Source organism: Pseudomonas anguilliseptica, assembly GCF_900105355.1.
GTDB lineage: Bacteria > Pseudomonadota > Gammaproteobacteria > Pseudomonadales > Pseudomonadaceae > Aquipseudomonas > Aquipseudomonas anguilliseptica.
The window spans coordinates 2,717,443-2,736,831 of record NZ_FNSC01000001.1 but is presented as its reverse complement, the minus strand read 5'-3'; the positions used below and the strand labels follow the sequence as shown (position 1 = coordinate 2,736,831).

The window sequence follows — 19,389 nt, the reverse complement described above, 5'->3', positions numbered from 1 at the left end:
CGGCGGCGTTGTGGTAACGCATCAATTACAGGCGATCAAGCGCCCTTGAGTTTGCGCAGGTTGCCGATCACCGACTCCAGCGCCCGATCGAACAGCAGCGCATCATCGAGTAGGCGAATCGCGCCGCGGCGGAACTCCACGGCCAAGCCCATGCGGGTTTTCTCCAGCACCTTCATACCGGTACGGTTGACGAAGATGTACTTGCCAGTAGGCTTGATCACTGCCGCCAGCTTGCAACGCAGCTTGTGCTCTTCATCTTCCTGAAACTCGACCCAGCTGCCGACCCGCAGGTTATCGACCTGCAGCAGCGACTCATCGTCGTCCGGCAAGCTGGCCTCCGGCTCGGCGGCACGATGCTCGCCGGGTGCCAGCAGAATAATCTCTTCGACCACCTCGACCATTGCTGGCTCTTCAACCGCTTCCGCAGCGGGTAGCTCCAGCAATGGCAGCTCGATACCAGCCTCAGCCAGAGCCGCGCGCTGCTCTTCATCGATTTCAGCAAGCGGTGGCACATCACCCTGTGGGTTTTCTTCCGGCAGGCTGCGCTTGAAGCGCTGGAAGGCCTGCACATGCAAAGCTTCCAGCTGGCTGAAGAACTCACCGGTGGAGAACGGATCAAACGCCGCGCTGGCCATGCCTTCACGCTGTGCCTTGAGTAGCCCCGGAACCATCTCCAGCAGACGCATGCGTGCTTCCGGCTCTTCGTGCAGCTCAACACTCCATACCAGGTCATCCATGGTCGCCAGCGCTGTCTGCCACTCCGCCGACTCAACGCCGTGCTTCAGACAGGTCAGCATCAGCACCTTGCTCCAGACCTCCTGCAGCAGACGCACCACCACTTCTGGCAGGGTCTTGCCGAGCAAGCGCTCATTCAGCGCCTGTTCGACTTCGCGGCGGGCCAATGCAGCCTTGGCACTGCCCTCTTCGGCATCGCGGGTGCGCTGCTCAAGCAGCTCGCTGCGGCGGCGCTCATCGCCGGTGAAGGCCAGGAACTCGGCCAGCAGCTCGGAGAAGATCACCGGATCATCGACAAAGTCATTGAGCAGGCGTTGCACCACCTGCTCGATCTTCTGATACAAGCTGTCGCGCTGCGCATCGTCCTGCTCGCCCCAACCCAAGGCGGCTGAGGCGATTTCATTGAGCAAGCGGCGAGCCGGATGGCTACCACGGCTGAAGAAGGTCTTGTCGATCACCGCCACTTTCAGCATCGGGATCTGCAAGCGGCCAATCAGCGCCTTGAGTGAATCCGGCAAGGTGCGGTCGTCGAGGATAAATTCAAACAGCATCGACACCAGGTTGATAACGTCCTCATCAACCTCACCGACCACCCGCGCCTTACCAGCTTTAGCACTGGCACGGGTCAGTAAGCCTTCCAACTGCTCACGCAGATCAAAATCATCACTGACCTGCGCAGGCGCACGCTGCTGCATATGCGAAAGCAGGCGCATCAGGTCATTGCTGGAGATCGGCATCGCATCGGCCGGACGGTTGCACCGCGGAATCACGGTGCCACGCGCTTGGGAGAGCAGCTCCTGCAACGCACCAAAGACTTCCTGCACACCCTCATCGGCAAATTCAGCCGAGAGTTCCGGCGATGCGTCCTGGCGAGCACCAGCAACCGATGCACTGGCACGCGAAGGGTTACGCCGCGCCGGTGCAGATTTAAGCTCAGGCAAAACTCCAGCTGCGATCAACGCCTGGTTAGCATCGGCATACAGCTGATCAAGGTCGCTGAGTACGTACTTTTCGAACAGCTTAAGGATCCTCTGAAGTAGCCATGCATTTCTGGCTGACGTCAGCCTCTGCTGATTTCGAAAGTGATAAATCGATCAAAAACGATCAGATTACCGGCTCATTTCTGTGTTTTTAGCCGCCGCGAGCACCTCGCGGCAGCCATTTCCAGCATTACGGGCGCACCTCTCCTGCATTCGTCAGTAAATGTCGGCGCGCCATCCACAGATTTGACAGCGCGAATAAAGTCACCAGTTGCGCCGTGTTTTTGACCAGGCCACGGAAGCGCGTCTTCACATAACCGAACTGACGCTTGATCACCCGAAACGGATGCTCGACCTTGGCTCGCACTTGGGCCTTGGCCTTCTCGATTTTGCGCTTGGCTTTGTACAGCGCGCTGCGCTTACCGAGTTTCTTGTAAGTGCTACGCCGTGCTGCAACCTGCCAGATCACTTGACGGCCCTCATGCTCGGGGCGCTTCTCGACACCGGTATATCCGGCATCGGCCCCCACCATGTTTTCCTCGCCGTGCAGCAGCTTATCGACCTGGGTGACATCCGCCACGTTGGCGGCAGTACCCACCACGCTGTGCACCAAGCCAGACTCGTCATCCACCCCGATGTGCGCCTTCATGCCGAAGTAATACTGATTGCCTTTCTTGGTTGAGTGCATCTCAGGGTCACGCTTACCGTTCTTGTTCTTGGTTGAACTCGGCGCGTTGATCAGCGTGGCATCGACGATGGTGCCTTGGCGCAGCGACAAACCACGGTCACCCAGGTAGCCATTGATCACGGCCAGGATGCCGGCAGCCAGTTCGTGTTTTTCCAGCAAGCGGCGGAAGTTGAGGATGGTGGTTTCGTCAGGAATGCGCTCCAGAGTCAGCCCGGCAAACTGGCGTAGGATGGTGGTCTCGTACAGCGCCTCTTCCATCGCCGGATCGCTGTAACCGAACCAGTTTTGCATCAGATGCACTCGCAGCATCGCCATCAGCGGATAGGACGGTCGGCCGCCTTCACCCTTTGGATAATGCGGCTCGATCAAAGCGATCAACCCTTTCCATGGCACTACCCGATCCATCTCGATCAGGAACAATTCTTTGCGGGTCTGCTTGCGCTTGCCGGCATACTCGGCGTCGGCGAAGGTCATCTGCTTCATCGGAAAACTCGGCGGGTGGAGTGCGGATATTTTGCCAAAATCAGGAAGTCTTTTTCAGACCATCCTTAAGAATAATCAGCTTGACCCGGATCTCTACGCCCAAGCTGCTGCAGGCCTCAAGAAAGAATTCGCACAGGCTGGTCGGCCCGATGGGATTGCTCTTGTCGTCCAGCTTTTTGCTGACCATGGCGTTAAAACGCGTAGTCAGATGGCTGAGCGCAGCACCGTCACGGCTGACAACCTTGGCCACCATGGAGTCCAGAGCAACCGACTCTTCCAGCGCGTCGTTCTGCACCAGCGACAGGGTATCGAACGACACCGCATCCAAAGGCGCCGGCTTGCCAATTTCATATTGATTCAGGGTGGCGAAAGCCTCGAAGACCTTCTGCAGGAAGCCACGTTCGATATTTTTGCGTTTCAAACGCAGATCGCGCATCGCCTCAAAGAAGGCATTCTGCTCGGCATTACTGGTGGCACGATCCGCCATCTCGAACAGCGTATCGTCCGCATTGTCGAACAGCGCCTGCAACGCCGTTTTCAGCTGTTGCGCCGCTTTGTCACGCACATTTGTCAGCGCCACAGGCAGTCTTCCTACCGGCGAAGTGGGCGATTGCTCAGGGACCACCTTGCTCAGGTGAATCACATTCGCATCAGCCTTCATTGCGAGTCTCCTGCAGACTGCCCCTCTTGGGCGAACCGATCTGCACAGCGATCAACTGAGCGTCATCCGTAACGTCAAAGGCCTGGCGTCAACAATTCTAAGGAAACCCTGAAGAAGACTTCCTGAATTTGGCAAAATACCTGAACTCCACCCGCCGAGTTTTCCGATGAAGCAGATGACCTTCGCCGACGCCGAGTACGCCGGCAAGCGCAAGCAAACCCGCAAAGAGCTGTTCCTGATCGAGATGGATCAGGTTGTGCCGTGGAAGGGTTTGATTGCCTTGATCGAACCGCATTACCCCAAGGGTGAAGGCGGACGTCCAGCCTATCCGCTGATGGCGATGTTACGGGTTCATTTGATGCAGAACTGGTTCGGCTACAGCGACCCGGCGATGGAGGAGGCTCTGTACGAGACCACCATCCTGCGCCAGTTTGCGGGTCTGAGCCTGGAGCGCATTCCCGACGAAACCACCATCCTCAACTTCCGCCGATTGCTGGAGAAACACGAACTGGCTGCGGGCATCTTGGCCGTCATCAATGGCTATTTGGGTGACCGCGGTTTGTCATTGCGCCAAGGCACCATCGTCGATGCCACGCTGATCAATGCGCCGAGTTCGACCAAGAACAAGGACGGTAAGCGTGACCCGGAAATGCACCAGACCAAGAAGGGAAACCAGTATTACTTCGGCATGAAGGCGCACATCGGCGTCGATGACGAGTCGGGTTTAGTGCATAGCGTGGTCGGCACGGCAGCCAATGTTGCAGACGTTACTCAGGTCGACAAGCTGCTACACGGCAAAGAAAACATGGTGGGTGCCGACGCGGGTTACACCGGCGTAGAGAAGCGGCCAGAACATGAAGGCCGTGAAGTGATCTGGCAGATCGCAGCCCGCCGCAGTACGTACAACACGTTGAGTAAGCGCAGCGCGCTGTACAAAGCCAAGCGCAAGATCGAGAAGGCCAAGGCGCAAGTTCGCGCCAAGGTCGAGCACCCGTTCCGGGTGATCAAGCGTCAGTTCGGTTATGTGAAGACGCGTTTCCGTGGCCTGGCCAAAAACACCGCACAACTGGTAACGCTGTTCGCCCTGTCGAACCTGTGGATGGCCCGTCGACATTTGCTGACGAATGCAGGAGAGGTGCGCCTGTAATGTGGGAAATGACCGCTGCGAGGTGCTCGCGGCGGCCAGAAACACCGAAATGAGCGGATGACTTGATCGTTTTTGATCAGTTTTCCGCTTTCAAAATCAGCGGAGGCTGAAGTTGACCGGAAATACAGGGCTACTTCAGACCATCCCTAAAAAGTAAAGCCATTATAGGGATGCGCGCGCATACCAAGCGGACTTTTCCTTCAGACATGACCCGCGTCACAGATGCAGCACCACAGCTTCCCAACGGTTACCTGCATACGACCAACGCAACACGTTATGCGTTGCAGCTGTATGCAGCTAACGAAGAACCTTCATCAGCATAGCCTTACAGCTGCCAGAGAACAGCTGCAAACACTGCGCAAACAGCCATCAATCCCTATAATCGGCGCATTCTGCTGACTGGAGCCCATCATGCCTAACCTTATCCTCGCCGACCTCGCCAACGAAATCGAGGCCAATGTGCGCCGCGCACTGGCAGAGGATATCGGCAGCGGCGACATCACCGCCCAACTGATACCCGCCGAGCGTCTGGCGCACGCCAAGGTCATTACCCGCGAGTCCGCAGTGATCTGTGGCACCGCCTGGGTAGACGCCGTATTTCGCCGACTCGACCCACGAGTGGCCGTGCACTGGCATATCCAGGACGGCCAACGCGCCGAACCCAATCAGGTGCTGTTTGAGCTTGAAGGTCCCGCCCGCGCTCTGCTCAGCGGCGAGCGCAGTGCACTGAACTTCCTGCAAACCCTCTCCGCTGTAGCCACCCGCTGCCAGCACTATGCCGACCTGGTACAAGGCACCGCCGTCAGATTGCTCGACACCCGCAAAACCCTACCCGGCCTACGTCTGGCACAGAAATATGCCGTCACCCAAGGCGGCTGCCACAACCACCGCATCGGCCTATACGACGCCTTCCTTATAAAGGAAAACCATATCGCCGCTTGCGGAGGTATCGCCCAAGCGGTAGCCGCAGCGCATAAGATTGCGCCCGGCAAGCCGGTGGAAGTTGAAGTGGAGAGCTTGGAAGAGCTGCGCCAGGCTTTAGATGCAGGAGCTGACATCATCATGCTTGATGAGCTAAGCCTGGATGAAATGCGCGAAGCTGTAGCCCTCACCCAAGGCCAAGCAAAACTGGAAGCCTCGGGCGGGGTAAACGAAAGCAACTTGCGGGAAATCGCTGAGACAGGAGTGGACTATGTGTCGATTGGCACATTGACCAAGGATGTGAGGGTGGTGGATTTGTCGATGCGACTGAGTTTGTAAGCCCCCAACTCGGCATACCAGCCTGACAGAGAGAAAGATCGCTCGATGACAAAGTACTCAGTAAAACACCTGGCATCTCTGGCATGGTCAGCCCTCACATTCTGCTGTCGAAGCGCACAAGGATGACTCAAGCATGAGTGAACTAAGTAGACGGCATGAACGCATTGCCGCTGGCCCGCTGTCATAGGCATTTACGGCCTAGGCTATGTCGGCCTCCCACTGGCCTTACGTTTCAGCGACGTAGGGATAAAAGTCATAGGCTTTGACATCGATCTGACTAAAATCGATACCCTCAATGCCGGGCAAAGCTATATCGAGCGCCTGACTGCGCAAAAAATCCAACAGCCCCGCCAGCTTTCGTGATCACTGAAGACAGCAAGCGTGAAAAAGAAAATCAAAGTCCCCACGCCCACAAATTCTGGAGCCTGCGCAATCGTGGTGCTATTCCATCCGGATGCAGCATTTGGCTGGCGACTACACAAAATTCTGACGCAATTCTCTTCTGTCATTCTCGTTGACAACACCCCAAAAGGGGCAGCCCTAACCAACCTGCCCTCGTCGGTTAGGGTTCTGCAAAATGGTCGTAACCTCGGAATAGCAACTGCCTTGAATAAGGGGATTGATCTCGCCATTGAAAAAGGCTACGAATGGGTCGCCACCTTTGATCAGGATTCCGAAATTCTTCCAGGCTATCTGGAAAATATGGTTTCCATTTCGGCACGCCAGACACCAACCCCGGTTCTGGTTGGATGCAACTATCTACACGACGGTGATACCAAAGTTGTACACCGCGCACCGCATAAGGCAACAGAAGCCTGGGCACGCCAGACCCTCATCACTTCGGGCACATTCATGCCCGCATGTTTCGCCCGTGAGATCGGCGGTTTTCGAGAAGACTATTTCATTGACTCGGTAGACCACGAATTTTGCTTGCGCGCACATCGCCATGGCGCCGAAATATTAATGACCGTGCAGCCATTTATGCGTCACCGTATGGGGAACGCAGGCGCCTGCCTTTTCGGTCTGACATTGTCCCTGCAACATCAAGCAACTCGACGCTATTACCTAGCACGCAATACAATTCTTACCATAAGACAGTACGGCACCGCATACCCATGCTGGGCAACCCGCCAGATATTCCGGTTGATCGGCGAAGGACTTGCAATAGCTTTTATCGAATCTGATAAAACTTCCAAAATTTGCGCCTTCACACGAGGGTTATGGCACGGATTAATTGGCAGGAGCGGCCCACTTGAAAAAATCTAACTCTTCCACGCTACTGGTGGCTGGTGTTCATCAATCAACCGATGCCTACCCTAACACGCTATATCGGGTATGCCAGTTGCGAAGCCGGCTTGATACACGTGAAGTAAATTTCCCAATGTGGTCGACTACCACCGGGGGATGGAAAAGTACACGTTCACCGATAAAAACATTGTGGCGGGCGATCACCTCCCACCTGCAGGTGGCATGGGCCATTGGATGCATGCCGCACTGCAATATTATATATATTCCTTACCCTGCACCATTGGTCACATTGCTCGCATACCTGTTGCCGCATCGCCCACGTCGTATCATCGTGGATGGTTTCATTTCTCTGTACGACACGGTAGTTAATGATCGAAAACTGTGGTCGCCCAATGCACTACTGCCTCGGCTTTTATACAAATTAGAGCGGCATGCCTTCATCAAGGCAGACATCGTCTTGGTTGACACCTCGCAGAACGCCCAGTTTTATTCAAGATTATTTAATCTTCCTCCTGCACATTTTTTTGCACTACCATTAGCTACCAACGAAATTGACTATATACCCACGCCTTACTCACCATCAGGGGAACGTTGTCGCGTGCTATTCATCGGAACACTGGTTCCATTGCACGGAATATGCACGATAATTGAAGCTGCTCGCCGGCTGGCTTCGCGACAGGATGTTGAGTTTCAAATCATAGGCGATGGTGCCGATGCGCCATTACTTCAGGCGGCAATTGCAGATCTTGTGAATGTGACTTGGCAGCGAAGATGGTACTCTGCGGAGGAGTTGGCCAGCGAAATCAAAGCTTCAGACATTTGTCTGGGAGTTTTTGGCGATACTGACAAAACCCAACGGGTATGCCCCTACAAAATTTATTCATATTCATCAATTGGCCGGGCGATCATAACAGGCAATACGGATTGGCTTCAGTCGGCTGCCGGATCGTCCCTCACCCCTCCCTTCCTCGGCGTACCAGTGAACAACCCATCCGCCTTGGCTGACGCCATAGCCTTTCTGGCAGACGCGCCCCTAGAACGCATCCGCTTGGCCGAGTCAGCTAGGAGTTTTTACGCTACGCACCTTTCAAATGCGGCATCTATGCAGCTGCTGGAGCGTTTGCTATTCACCGAATCCAACGAAGCACGCCGTGAATAACACCGCTGCCCAGACACAGACACAGACACACCGTATGGCCACAAACTGCCCCCACAATTGAGCGCTGCTGTGGCCTTACTGAGGAACTGTTCATGACCAGCCCACTCGTCAGCATCTGCATATCCACCTACAACCATGAGCGATACATTGCTAGATGCTTGGAAAGCGTCGTGGCACAGCTATCCCCAGGTGAAATCGAAGTCTTGGTTGGCGACGACGGTTCAACGGACGGAACGCGAGAAATCGTTTCAACATATGCAAGGACTTGGCAAGGCATCGTGACACCGGTATTCAACGAGAAGAATCTCGGCCCCAGCGGCAATTTGAGCAATTTGATTGCACTTGCCAAGGGTCGATATATCGCTCACCTAGATGGTGACGATTACTGGCTTCCAGGCAAACTGAATGAACAACTCGCGATGTTGGACAAGTATCCACTGATGCCGGCTGTGGCATGCAATGCGCTGGTTATTTCCGACGATGGCAATCCGCTGGGCCTCTTCACGGACTACCCGAAAAAAGACATCGGATTGGATGACCTTGTCGGCCGAGGAAATTTCCTCTGTCACAGCAGCATCCTGTACCGGGCCACATACAAAGCGCGATTGCTGGAAGTCCCAGTACCTTATATCGACTACATGCTCCTTATCCGGCTAGCCATGGCCGGAAAGATAGGCTATTTACACGCCCCATTCGTCGCCTATCGCTGGAACTCAAGCACCTCAATGCGCACCGCGATGCGTGGCCTGGTTCACGAGAACTTCTGGCAGGCGCTGAAGTACGCGGCCGCAGGCGGTGTCTGCAGGACTGCGCAGCAAGCCGCCGTCGCTCGCTTCTTCGAACAAGTGCTGGTCGCCAACTTGATGCATGGAAAGATATACGCGGCGTGGTCATGGGCCCAGCGCTTGCACAAAGAAAGCCCTGTCCCCGTGACATGCGCGTTGCTACTTGGCGTATTGCGAGTACCTTTGTCCCTGTGGCGCTACTTGCGCAAGCGGCACGACAGCCGCCGATTCATGAAAGCCAGCGTGTTCTATCGGCGCTGAACCCAAGCCACTGCTGCCCAAGCAAGCGTGGCAAGCAGCGCCTCGGTACCCAGGGCCATTGCCACAGCACCGATCGCTCCCCATTGCGGAATAAACCAAGCGGCCAGCGCCAGCATGGCTGCAAGCCCTGTGCATTCAATGCTGATGCGTAGGGCCAGCCTACCTTGTGAGGTCAGGATGCTGGTGCCAAGCATACGCAGAGCATAAAGAGGCATCCACAGCGCCAGCCAACGCGCCAACTGCGCCGCCTGCGTGAACTGTTCGTAAACGCTCCATAGACCCCACCTCCCTCTGGAGAGGTTTTGCGTTTTACAGTGGCGTCGTTGGTTGGCAGTTCCAAGGCAGCAGCGCTTCGTAGGCTTCAACGCTGTTGGCCAGCGGCAGGCGTTCGAGGACATGGCGCAGCCAGGCGTAGGGCTCCTGGCCATTGGTCTTGGCGGTTTCCACCAGGCTGTAGAGTTGGGCGCTGGCGGTCGCGCCTTTCGGCGTGTCGCTGAACAGCCAGTTCTTGCGTAAGCGCTCCATAGACCCCACCTCCCTCTGGAGAGGTTTTGCGTTTTACAGTGGCGTCGTTGGTTGGCAGTTCCAAGGCAGCAGCGCTTCGTAGGCTTCAACGCTGTTGGCCAGCGGCAGGCGTTCGAGGACATGGCGCAGCCAGGCGTAGGGCTCCTGGCCATTGGTCTTGGCGGTTTCCACCAGGCTGTAGAGTTGGGCGCTGGCGGTCGCGCCTTTCGGCGTGTCGCTGAACAGCCAGTTCTTGCGACCTATGACGAAGGGCCGGATCGCGCGCTCGGCAGCGTTGTTATCGATCGGCAGGTGGCCAGCCTCGATGTAGCGTTCGAGTCGGCTCCAGTTGCTCGCCAGGTAGTTCACTGCTTTGCCCAGGGCATTCTGCGCCGTGACCTGCGGCTGGGTTTTCTCCAGCCAGGTCTTGAGCTGATCGAGGAGCGGTAGGCTGTGCTGCTGGCGGCCCCGGTAGCGCTGTTCATCGCTGGCATCCTTAAGTTCGCGCTCGATGCCGTAGAGCTTGTTGATCATCCCCAACGCGATGTCGGCACGCCCGGTTTTGCCCTTCGGTTGCACCTTTTGCGCTTCGACGAACTTGCGCCGCGCATGCGCCCAGCAGGCCAGGCGTTCAACACCTTGTTGTGCGGCCACGGCGTTGTAGCCGGCGTAATCGACGGTCATCAGGTAGCCGCGATAACCGTCGAGCAGGCGCAGCGGCACCTCCTGCGCGCGGCTGGTTGTGTAGTCGAAGAGGATCACCGGTTTGCCAGGCGGGCCACCGGTCTGCACCCACATCCAGGAGTGGCTGCTCGGATCGCGCCCAGGCTCCTTTAGCACCTGCACGCGGGTTTCATCGCAGTGGATCACCGGACTGTCCGTAAGCGCTCCATAGACCCCACCTCCCTCTGGAGAGGTTTTGCGTTTTACAGTGGCGTCGTTGGTTGGCAGTTCCAAGGCAGCAGCGCTTCGTAGGCTTCAACGCTGTTGGCCAGCGGCAGGCGTTCGAGGACATGGCGCAACCAGGCGTAGGGCTCCTGGCCATTGGTCTTGGCGGTTTCCACCAGGCTGTAGAGTTGGGCGCTGGCGGTCGCGCCTTTCGGCGTGTCGCTGAACAGCCAGTTCTTGCGACCTATGACGAAGGGCCGGATCGCGCGCTCGGCAGCGTTGTTATCGATCGGCAGGTGGCCAGCCTCGATGTAGCGTTCGAGTCGGCTCCAGTTGCTCGCCAGGTAGTTCACTGCTTTGCCCAGGGCATTCTGCGCCGTGACCTGCGGCTGGGTTTTCTCCAGCCAGGTCTTGAGCTGATCGAGGAGCGGTAGGCTGTGCTGCTGGCGGCCCCGGTAGCGCTGTTCATCGCTGGCATCCTTAAGTTCGCGCTCGATGCCGTAGAGCTTGTTGATCATCCCCAACGCGATGTCGGCACGCCCGGTTTTGCCCTTCGGTTGCACCTTTTGCGCTTCGACGAACTTGCGCCGCGCATGCGCCCAGCAGGCCAGGCGTTCAACACCTTGTTGTGCGGCCACGGCGTTGTAGCCGGCGTAATCGTCGGTCATCAGGTAGCCGCGATAACCGTCGAGCAGGCGCAGCGGCACCTCCTGCGCGCGGCTGGTTGTGTAGTCGAAGAGGATCACCGGTTTGCCAGGCGGGCCACCGGTCTGCACCCACATCCAGGAGTGGCTGCTCGGATCGCGCCCAGGCTCCTTGAGCACCTGCACGCGGGTTTCATCGCAGTGGATCACCGGACTGTCCAGCAGCCTGTCGCGCATCAGGTTGAGCAACGGTTGTAGCAGTTCGCCGCACTGGATCACCCAGCGCGCCAGGGTCTGCCGGGGGATGTCGATGCCATGGCGACTGAGCATCTTTTCGAAGCGATACAGTGGGATGCCGTCGGCGTATTTGCTGGTCAGCAGCATCGCCAGCACGCTCGGGCTGGCCAGGCTTTTCTCGATCAGTTGGGCCGGCTTGTCAGCGGTGACCGGCGCGCTTTCGCAGGCCTTGCAGGCATAGGTCTTGCGAATGTGGCGGATCACCTGAACCTGCATCGGGATGATTTCCAGCTGCTCGCTGGTTTCTTCGCCGATGGCCTGCTTGCGGCAACCGCATTCGCAGGTCAGTTCGTGTTCGGGCAGTTCGTGGATGACCTCGACACGCGGTAGTTCGGCCGGTAACGGCTTGCGCTTGCCGCGGCGCTTGGTCGGCGCAACGACTTCTTCCTCGACCTCAGCGGCCGGAGCTTCAGCCGCCGCTTCGGCCAGGCTTTCCGCTTCGTTGAACATCTCTAGCTGCGGTGAATCCGGGTCGCTGCTCTGCTCGGATTTACGGCCGAACAGGCGCTGGATCAACAGCGCGTTTTGTTCGCGCAGGCGCTCGATCTGCCCATCCTTGTCCTTGGCCAATTCCTGCGCCGACGACAACACCTCAGCGAGCAATTGCTTGAGCGCGGCGGGGTCATCAGGAAGGGTTTCGGGCACAGAAATCATGCCGTGGATTATACCGGCTCAGGTGACGAACCTAGGGGTCAAAACCTGGTGCGGCCGGTTGCGCCACAGGTCGATACCGTCCAACAACCAGTTCAACTCCTGGGCCGTCAGCACGATCGCATCTTCGCCAGGTTCCGGATGCGACTTGAAGCGTTCAGCCTCCAATCGCTTGAGCCACAGGCAAAAGCCGTTGCGCTCCCAATACAAAATCTTCACCCGGCTGCGCGCGCGGTTGAGGAAGACGAACAGCACCGGGTCGAACACCGCCACCTTGATATCCAGCTCGACCAGGGCGGCCAGGCCATCGATGGATTTTCGGAAATCCACCGGCTTGGGGTATAGATAGACTTTTTCGACTTTGGCGTCGGGGCGCATCATGACGGCTGGCTCCAGAAAGAAATTGGAGCTCAGCATTGGCTGGCCTGCGGATCATTTGTAGATGAGGTTTATGGAGCGCTTACAACTGTTCGCCCAGCAGCATGGGGATGAATTGTGCCAGCCATTGCAAGGCCAATCCGCCCACGACCGACCAACCAAGAATCGCGACAAGAGAGTACCGCAGCAATCGCCCCTGCGCCGAGTCGTTGCGGAACAAGCGCGGCTGAATGGCGCCAATCAGGGAAACAATCGGCAAAGCCATCACGCTTGCGAATCGATAGGCGGCCGCATAGACTCCGGCCACCTCTCCACCACCCACATACAAAGCTGCGGCTTTATCCAACTCAGTCGTGGCATTGCCTGTGACCCACAAGGCGGAGAACGCCGCGCCTTCACGTGCTTCCCCAATCGACCAAGCGAATGGGTGGCGCAACGGTTTGAGCAGTAGAACAACCGATAGATATGCCAAGCCTGCACCCAGCAAACTGGCTAATGCATGCAGCAAGGCATAGCCACCAATTCCATGTTCTGCCGAGCAAAGCCAGAACGCCATTGCGGCCATCAGCCGCGCGAACGCATTGATCGCCGGAAGTGCGCTGTGCCACCCCATCCTTTCATGGGCCTGGAAAGCATGACTGCAGAGCACGACAAACGGTGCGCAGATGAGATCAGCACAAGCAATCGCCAGCAGCAAAACCCAACCATACTGAACCGGAGAAAGAACCAGAAAAATCACTACGAGCAGGCTACCGCTGCACGCGCTCAATACAACAGATTGCCGCCAATAGCGACCAAAGCTTTCTGGCTTGCGCGCAACATTCTTCAGTAGGAGCATGGCTCCGCCAAAACCGGACAGACCTCCTAGCGTGACAGCAAGACCCAGCATGCCAGACAGCGCACCCAATCCGCTGGCACCAAGCGCGTGTGCGATGACGATCATCCATGCGGCTTGACAGACTACCCTGACAGCCTGCCAGAAAGAGGCCAGCAACGTGTTGCTGGCTAGGCGGCCTCGCATGCGGATCAGGGCTTGACCCAGCGCATGAACGGCTCGCGCGGGTTCATGCCGTGGCGATGCGGATCCATGTCTGCCAACAGGTCTCCATGAACTTGTACGCGGGACAAAAGGCCGGCATATATGATGCGTTCAAAAATATCTGCTCCATAGAGGCGCACATGATCCTCCTGCCCATACAGAGCCAGGCGGGCGGCATCCGAACTGATATGAGGGAGAGCGAGGCTGCGCTCAAGCTTCGCTGCATATGGTGTTTGCAGAATGGCGTGTCCGCCAGGCTTGAGGACACGCACGATTTCACGCAATGCGGTGATGTCGTCCGGTACATGCTCCAGCACGTGATTTGCGATGAGCAGATCAAAGTGTTCATCAGGGAACTGCATCATGGTGATGTCCACGCGCGTGATCTGGGCATCCCTAGGAAACAGATCGCCCTGGACGTATTCAACTGGCCCGGCGGCCTTGATACGCAGGCGCAAATTCTTTTCCGGAGCGAAATGGAGCACGCGCTTGCCCGCCAGCTCTAACAAGCCAGTGCGTTGCATGTAGGCCAGCAGGTGGCGTTCGCGGTCAGTGGAGCCGCAATGCGGGCACCTGAAGCGCTCCAGATCGGAGCCTACCAAATCCAGATATCTCAGGATGGGGGACAGCGAAGCCGCACCGATCCTGTACGGCAAGAAGCCCGGCACGCGTCTATCACAGACGTTGCAATAGCCAGGAGAAAGCCGCATGAGCGCACGCGCGTATCCAAATACACGCTTTGCTGTCGGAAAAAACAGGGATCGTTGGAAATTGCGCATAATAAAATTGAATATGATCAAAAATTGCAGGGAGCATCTAAATTGAAAAATGCCTGAAGCTAACCCAGTCATTTCGTGTTGCCAAGGCTCACTTCTGCAAGGAGTTCCCGCTCTAGCTCCAGTAAATCCCTGGAGCGATCACGTAACTTTCGCGCGGGCGTACCTGAATATATTGACCAGGATTCCAAATCTTTTGTTACTAAGGAAAGAGCCCCAACGGATGCTCCTTCGTTGGCGGTTACGCGAGGCAAGATAACGGTACCAGCACCTACAATCACATGCCTACGGAGCGTTACTAGGCCAGACGTCACACCTGTGTATTTCGCTGGCACAGTTGGATTTGTTAGAGTTCGGCCTGAATAATCATCAGTGCCAGTATATATTTTCACACCAGCAGACAAGCCTGAAAAATCTTCGAGCACGACACCACTTCCGGCATAAATACCACAATATCCTGCAATGTGAACAAATGAACCGATTTTTGCGAAACCACTTCCAGCGGCAATGATGGTGCAATGCCCGTCTATACGAACATTGTCGCCAAACTCAATGTTTTCCAACCCAATGATCGTGCAGTTTTTGGCAATTCTAACGTTTACTCCAACGGTTTTGAAACCGATGTTTACGAGTTGGTCGCTGGTGTAATAACCGGGATCGAAAGGATTGTTGTTCATACACCTAAAGCCCCCGAATTATAAATACTTCATGAACATCAACCGACTAAAGCGTAGCTCCTGAAAAATGTCGCAAGACTGCTCAATTCAGTCCACGCAAGGCAAAAGCGCCAAGCGGGTGATGACAACCTCCGCTGACATCGAGCCATGGCGGTCACGAGGCATTTCATAAGGAAACTTTGCTGCGAATAACATCGCACACGGTTTGAATTTGTTGGAAAGTAATGCTTGCGCCTGCTGGCAACACCATTACCTGCTCCGCCATCGTCTGCGGAAGCACAAGTCCTGCGTGCGGGAACAAATCTCGATACGGCTGCATCAGATGGCAACCGGGCCAGAAATATCTGCGCGCCAAAATGTTTTCGGCTTGCAGCGTCGCGATGAGATCATCGCGGCACACCGGGCAATCGATGCCCACTTCCACAACCACATAGTGATAGCTATTGCGCTCACCAGAGTCATAACTCAGTACTTTGATGCCGGGAATGTCAGCCAACGCTTGATTGTAGGCATCATGGTTGCGGCGGTTGGTCTCCACCAGCTCATCAAACCCATCCAAGTTCGCCAGCCCCATCGCCGCACACACTTCGATCATCTTACCGTTAGTCCCGGGATGGATGACGTTGTCGTAGCCCTTGAAGCCAAAGTTGCGCATCAAGCGCATCGCTTCGGCCAGTTCGTCGTCATTGGTGGTAACGGCGCCCCCCCTCCATCGCATTGAACGATTTGGTGGCGTGAAAGCTGAATACCTCGCAAGCACCAAACTGGCCGATGCCCTGCCCCTGATAACTGCTGCCAAAGGCGTGTGCTGCATCGAACATCAGCTTTAGTCCGTGCTCATCAGCAATGGCCTGCAACTCGTCCACCGGCGCGGCGCGCCCCCAGACATGCACGCCAATGATGCCACTGGTACGCGGCGTAATCATGCGGCGTACAGCGACAGGATCAAGGTTGTGCGTCGCAGGGTCAATATCGGCAAAGATAGGAGTGATGCCTTGCCAATACAGCGCATGCGCGGTAGCAACAAAGGTCCAAGAAGGCACAATAACCTCACCCGCCAGACCCAAAGCGCGGATGGCGATTTCCAGCGCAATGGTTCCATTACACATGGCAACGCAGTGCTTGACACCCAATTTATCGGCAACACGTTGCTCAAACTCCTGCACCAATGGGCCGTTGTTGGTCAGCCAGCGATTGTCCAGCGCACGGGTGACGCCCGCCAGAAACTTATCGCGGTTCATGATATTTGGCTGACCAACATGTAGCGGTTGCAAAAATGCAGGCGGCGCACCGTGAATTGTCAGATCAGCCTCTCCCATGATTTTTTTGCTGCCCATTCACTCCCCCTTGTACATCAGAGCAGTGATCTGCTCCGAGATCAGCCCCATCAAGAACACCATCACCGCCCCGCTGTAAAGCAAGGCACTCATATTGGTGAAGCGACCAAAGCTGTACAGCGTATAGCCATACCAACCTGAGGCCAGCATGAACATGATCAAAGCCACCGGCGCAAATATTTTCAACGGTGAATATAAGGTGCCGATCTTAAAGATGATGAGCAAAAAGCGCGAACCGTCGCGCAGCAGGCGGATATGGCTGTTACCGATACGCTGGGCCGCGTGAATCGGAACATAGGCCACCGAATAGCCCGCACGAAAAAAGGCCATGGTACTGGTGGTGGGGTAGGAAAAACCGTTGGGTAACAGATAAAGAAACTCGCGGAATTTATCCGCCCGTACAGCACGGAAACCGGAAGTCAGGTCCTCTACCCGATGCCCCGTCATCCAGCTCGCCAAACGGTTGTACAAGCCGTTGGCCAGCCCGCGCCCCACACTGGCTTGCGAACCTTTCTGGCGCGCCCCCACGACCATGTCGTGCCCCTGCTCGATCAACGCTAACAGGCGGGGAATATCCGCCGGATCATGCTGACCGTCTGCATCCATAAACACGATGATCTCGCCACTGGCGGCGCGCGCGCCACTTTTAATCGCCGCACCATTGCCTTTGCTGTAGGAGTGATGCACCACCCTGGCCCCGGCTGCTTCGGCAACCGCTGCCGTGCTGTCCGTGGAGCCATCATTGACCACAATTACCTCGGCGTCAGGGTAATGCTGGCGGATGCCGGCAACTGTTGCACCAATGGCGGCAGATTCGTTCTTGGCGGGGAGGATGATGCTGATCGTCATGGAGCTTCCGTGGGAGTTTTTTTGGTCTTTATTGCCTCTCTCAAGGCACCTTTCAGATAGGTTATATCCTGCTCGTAGGACATCCGCGAGCGCTTTAGTTTGCGCGAATCTTGATGTGCAAGCACTTGAGTAGCCTGCTCCAGCAACGCTAGCGCCATCTCTGGATATCCGCCTTCCGCCATTTCCGCCACCATGGCAAGCGCAGCGTCAATCTCCTGATAGCGGCTGATTGCCTGACTGTAATACCCATAAGCTTGTGCAGCATCACCAATGCGCAGGTATAGCTGAGCACGCAGGTAGGCTTCCAGGCGCATAAACAGCGGGAACTGGCCGTACACCGGGCTGCTTGCCATCGCATCCAACAACGCCAGGCTATAGCGAGCATAGTCGAGAGGATAGCTTGCGGCACTTTCACCCGTCACACGCTCTACTAGAATACGTATGCCAGCCACCGTTTGCGCATCGAACTCCTGCGATTTGAGGCGTTCGCCTGCCTGGATAAAATCCTGCTCACTGGCCTGCCCTACCCAGACCTTCTGCAACAGCAGGCGAGCAGTCAGCAGCGAGCTATGCGGCAAACGTCCGCTCGCTGCCAGCACATAGCCATTGGCCTTTTCATAGTCACCATTATTCATGTAATAGGCGGCCACCGAGTTGATGGCTCGTGGCGAGTTGGTAGCGGACTGCACCCAATACAGCTCCAACTTGTCGTTATCACTCCATAGCGATGCACGCAACCAACTCATAGAGGCGAGAATACCCAGCACAGCAACGGCCAGCGCCGGCAACAGCTTGAAACGACTACTGTAGATGACGCAGTAGTAGGCCAGCGGCAGAAACAGGAACAGCGATGCCAGATAGTTGCGATGCTCGAAGTACAGTTCAAGCCCGACGACGGTGGACTCCATCAAGTGGGAGGCAAAGAAGAACAGTACACCCAGACTAATCAACGGCGCCTTTTTACCAACAGCAAAAGCAAAAGCCAGCAGAGCTACAAGAAATGCAATGGCAGAGAAAGTGCTAGCCGGCTCAAACAAGCCCTTGGAAATGACATAGCCATCCTGATAAAGACCATTGCCTTCAATTCTCGGTACGAACAGGTGCAGTAGGTATTCGCAGACAATTCGAGACTCTGTCAGCAGCCGCTGAATTTGATTAAAATTTCGATTGGGCCAGGGGTTATCCGAAAAATCGATAACACAGGCTAGCAGCGCAAAAATAGCCAGCGAGGGCAACCAGAGAAACAGGGCGCGCCACTGCCACGCAGGCCTACCTTCTTTCGGCAGGCAGTACTCGATCACCAGCACCAGCAACGGCAGCAGCGCACCGTTCTCCTTACTGAAGGTAGCCAGCAAGGTTCCAGCCGCCAGGCCCAAACTCATGAGTATATATGCGCGTCGCGGGCGCATGGCCAACTGCAGTCGGCCATAGAGATACAGAACAATCCCGGCCAGACAAAACAGCGTCGCCAGTTGCGCCATACGCTGCACCACATATAGCGTTGTAGATACCATGTAGGGGTGCAGCAGCCAAAGAGCACAGGCCAACGCAGCAACCCATTGCGCCTGACTTTCACTGACGCTTTTAAGGTTGCGCACGAGCAATAAGGCGGCCCAGCACAGCAGCAGACCACACAGAATATGAATCAGAAGATTGGTCTGCTTAAACCAGGGGGCTTGGCTAGGCCAGGTATTGTCATCCAACAGAAAGCTGAGCAATGCGATAGGACGCCCCGTAGGCCCGGACTCGCCGCTAAAAACAAACGCCTGAAAGGTTTCCCAGTTAATTACGCCACCGAGATACCCCATCGCTTCTAGATTCGGATAATCATCAAATAAAAAACCGCCTGCCACCCCCGGAAAATAGCACGCGAAAGCCAGAGCCATAATGGCATATAGAAAAAATACAGCTCTCACTTCTTTAGACATTTACTTAGCACCAA

General features: G+C 56.2%; 17 protein-coding genes and 4 pseudogenes. 6 read left to right on the top strand and 15 right to left on the bottom strand.

Translation table 11 applies throughout. The features are described from left to right. Positions 1–35: 35 nt before the first annotated feature. The 3 genes and pseudogenes from BLW24_RS13265 to BLW24_RS13255 form a co-directional block, all read right to left on the bottom strand. Positions 36–1,763: pseudogene (locus BLW24_RS13265) on the bottom strand (DUF1631 domain-containing protein); the annotation flags it as partial. 142 nt (positions 1,764–1,905) lie between these two features. After that, positions 1,906–2,886, bottom strand: coding sequence for an IS5 family transposase (locus BLW24_RS13260; protein ID WP_090375326.1), 981 nt, complete (start codon positions 2,884–2,886; stop codon positions 1,906–1,908). Positions 2,887–2,950: 64 nt separating this feature from the next. Beyond that, a pseudogene (locus tag BLW24_RS13255) lies at positions 2,951–3,547 on the bottom strand (DUF1631 family protein); the annotation flags it as partial. Positions 3,548–3,713: 166 nt separating this feature from the next. On the opposite strand from BLW24_RS13255, the gene BLW24_RS13250 reads away from it, so the two are divergent. The 6 genes from BLW24_RS13250 (at position 3,714) to BLW24_RS13225 (ending at position 9,407) form a co-directional block, all read left to right on the top strand. Next, the gene (locus BLW24_RS13250) at positions 3,714–4,694 is read left to right on the top strand and encodes an IS5 family transposase (protein WP_090375775.1); all 981 of its coding nucleotides are present in this window, start codon (positions 3,714–3,716) and stop codon (positions 4,692–4,694) included. Between the two features lie 411 nt (positions 4,695–5,105). Further along, positions 5,106–5,954 (top strand): carboxylating nicotinate-nucleotide diphosphorylase, encoded by an 849-nt coding sequence (gene nadC / locus BLW24_RS13245; RefSeq protein ID WP_090381787.1) that lies wholly within the window; start codon positions 5,106–5,108, stop codon positions 5,952–5,954. A gap of 183 nt (positions 5,955–6,137) precedes the next feature. Continuing rightward, positions 6,138–6,317: a hypothetical protein gene (locus tag BLW24_RS13240; RefSeq protein ID WP_090387733.1), complete on the top strand. Its 180-nt coding sequence runs from the start codon at positions 6,138–6,140 to the stop codon at positions 6,315–6,317. Positions 6,318–6,335: 18 nt separating this feature from the next. Then, positions 6,336–7,220, top strand: coding sequence for a glycosyltransferase (locus tag BLW24_RS13235; protein WP_167360372.1), 885 nt, complete (start codon positions 6,336–6,338; stop codon positions 7,218–7,220). Then, the gene (locus BLW24_RS13230) at positions 7,207–8,361 is read left to right on the top strand and encodes a glycosyltransferase (RefSeq protein WP_139272673.1); all 1,155 of its coding nucleotides are present in this window, start codon (positions 7,207–7,209) and stop codon (positions 8,359–8,361) included. The genes BLW24_RS13235 and BLW24_RS13230 overlap by 14 nt, the downstream gene beginning before the upstream one ends. Before the next feature lie 92 nt (positions 8,362–8,453). After that, the gene (locus BLW24_RS13225; protein ID WP_090381771.1) at positions 8,454–9,407 is read left to right on the top strand and encodes a glycosyltransferase; all 954 of its coding nucleotides are present in this window, start codon (positions 8,454–8,456) and stop codon (positions 9,405–9,407) included. On the opposite strand, the gene BLW24_RS25975 is transcribed toward BLW24_RS13225, so the two are convergent. From BLW24_RS25975 to BLW24_RS13170, 12 genes and pseudogenes are all read right to left on the bottom strand, one after another. Continuing rightward, positions 9,395–9,646 (bottom strand): polysaccharide biosynthesis C-terminal domain-containing protein, encoded by a 252-nt coding sequence (locus BLW24_RS25975; RefSeq protein ID WP_090381768.1) that lies wholly within the window; start codon positions 9,644–9,646, stop codon positions 9,395–9,397. The genes BLW24_RS13225 and BLW24_RS25975 overlap by 13 nt on opposite strands. A gap of 70 nt (positions 9,647–9,716) precedes the next feature. After that, positions 9,717–9,920 (bottom strand): annotated as a pseudogene (locus BLW24_RS13215) (transposase domain-containing protein); the annotation flags it as partial. Positions 9,921–9,965: 45 nt separating this feature from the next. Further along, positions 9,966–10,796: pseudogene (tnpC, locus tag BLW24_RS13210) on the bottom strand (IS66 family transposase); the annotation flags it as partial. Between the two features lie 41 nt (positions 10,797–10,837). After that, positions 10,838–12,394 carry an IS66 family transposase gene (tnpC, locus tag BLW24_RS13205; protein WP_090375474.1) on the bottom strand — a complete coding sequence of 519 codons (1,557 nt, stop codon included), beginning with the start codon at positions 12,392–12,394 and terminating at the stop codon, positions 10,838–10,840. Positions 12,395–12,412: 18 nt separating this feature from the next. Continuing rightward, a complete protein-coding gene (gene tnpB / locus BLW24_RS13200; protein WP_244161054.1) occupies positions 12,413–12,808 on the bottom strand; it encodes an IS66 family insertion sequence element accessory protein TnpB in 396 nt (131 codons plus the stop codon). A gap of 43 nt (positions 12,809–12,851) precedes the next feature. After that, on the bottom strand, positions 12,852–13,790 hold the full coding sequence (locus BLW24_RS13195) for an oligosaccharide flippase family protein (RefSeq protein ID WP_090381765.1): 939 nt from the start codon (positions 13,788–13,790) through the stop codon (positions 12,852–12,854). 5 nt (positions 13,791–13,795) lie between these two features. Next, positions 13,796–14,659, bottom strand: coding sequence for a class I SAM-dependent methyltransferase (locus BLW24_RS13190; RefSeq protein WP_090381760.1), 864 nt, complete (start codon positions 14,657–14,659; stop codon positions 13,796–13,798). Beyond that, positions 14,656–15,261 carry an acyltransferase gene (locus tag BLW24_RS13185; protein ID WP_090381755.1) on the bottom strand — a complete coding sequence of 202 codons (606 nt, stop codon included), beginning with the start codon at positions 15,259–15,261 and terminating at the stop codon, positions 14,656–14,658. Before BLW24_RS13185 ends, BLW24_RS13190 begins: the two co-directional genes overlap by 4 nt. Before the next feature lie 166 nt (positions 15,262–15,427). After that, entirely contained in the window at positions 15,428–15,925 is a 498-nt protein-coding gene (locus BLW24_RS26840) for a DegT/DnrJ/EryC1/StrS family aminotransferase (protein WP_276326439.1), read from the bottom strand. A gap of 19 nt (positions 15,926–15,944) precedes the next feature. After that, complete coding sequence (locus BLW24_RS26835; protein ID WP_208600172.1) at positions 15,945–16,598, bottom strand: DegT/DnrJ/EryC1/StrS family aminotransferase; 654 nt, start codon at positions 16,596–16,598, stop codon at positions 15,945–15,947. Beyond that, complete coding sequence (locus BLW24_RS13175; RefSeq protein ID WP_090381748.1) at positions 16,599–17,447, bottom strand: glycosyltransferase family 2 protein; 849 nt, start codon at positions 17,445–17,447, stop codon at positions 16,599–16,601. It lies immediately after the preceding gene. Beyond that, positions 17,444–19,375, bottom strand: a complete 1,932-nt coding sequence (locus tag BLW24_RS13170; RefSeq protein ID WP_090381743.1) for a hypothetical protein — start codon at positions 19,373–19,375, stop codon at positions 17,444–17,446. Before BLW24_RS13170 ends, BLW24_RS13175 begins: the two co-directional genes overlap by 4 nt. Positions 19,376–19,389: the final 14 nt, after the last annotated feature.